Raw genomic sequence first — 342 nt, 5'->3', positions numbered from 1 at the left:
AATGCCACGTTCTGCCAGACGGGCAGGCTGTCAAAGAGCGCCGAGCCCTGAAAGAGCATACCGAAACCGTTCAGCCATTCGCGCCGACGCGTCTTGTCGAAGGGTGCGTTGTCCAGCGTGATGGCCCCGGCGTCGAGCCGTTCGAGGCCGAGGATGCTGCGCATCAGCACGGATTTGCCGCTGCCCGACGCGCCGATCACCACCAGCGACTGCCCCGGTTCGAGCAACAGACTGACACCGCGCAGCACCGGCGTGCCGTCGAAGGATTTGTGGATGTCGTGCAGCGCGATCATAGGGCGAAGAAAACCCCCGTGAGCAGGAAGTTCACTGCGAGGATCAGCA

At 63.2% G+C, this 342-nt stretch carries 1 protein-coding gene; it reads right to left on the bottom strand.

Translation table 11 applies throughout. From position 1 onward, the window contains the following. A partial coding sequence (locus tag A3728_RS12990) for an ATP-binding cassette domain-containing protein (RefSeq protein ID WP_150120784.1) occupies positions 1-293 on the bottom strand: 293 nt, incomplete at its 3' end. Positions 294-342: the final 49 nt, after the last annotated feature.

Source organism: Sulfitobacter sp. HI0040, assembly GCF_001634885.1.
In the GTDB taxonomy this organism is placed as follows: Bacteria; Pseudomonadota; Alphaproteobacteria; order Rhodobacterales; family Rhodobacteraceae; genus Sulfitobacter.
The sequence above is the reverse complement of the archived record's forward strand: the minus strand, read 5'-3'. Positions and strand labels throughout refer to the sequence as shown.